1 protein-coding gene is annotated in these 298 nt (G+C 45.0%); it reads right to left on the bottom strand.

Translation table 11 applies throughout. The features are described 5' to 3' along the window. On the bottom strand, positions 1–298 hold a 298-nt coding region (locus AB4653_RS28695; protein WP_372106038.1), incomplete at both ends, for a JAB domain-containing protein.

Here is a 298-nt window from a genome sequence, read left to right as displayed (position 1 = left end):
GGATTAAAGCGGCTGCATTATGATGAAGTGCCCGTTTAACCACTTCTCTCGGGTAAACAGATGCTGCATCGATGGTTCCTTCAAACATCACTTCATCTTTTATTACTCTGTTTTGGTTATCTAGGAACAGTATATAGAAGGCTTCTCGCTGGCGATCACGCAATATACTCGAAAGATACAACTTGGTGTGACTTGGGCTAGTTAGTGCATCCCCTCGAGATAAAGTCTCGGCCAAATAACGTTGCGTCATCTCCAAAACAGCCTGCAACTGGACATATTTCGCCTGCCCCATCCCTTT

The sequence above is a fragment of the Vibrio sp. 10N.222.48.A3 genome (assembly GCF_041475345.1).
GTDB classification, from domain to species: domain Bacteria; phylum Pseudomonadota; class Gammaproteobacteria; order Enterobacterales; family Vibrionaceae; genus Vibrio; species Vibrio tasmaniensis_A.
Note: the sequence above shows the minus strand (reverse complement) of the source record. Positions and strands in the feature narration are given on the sequence as shown.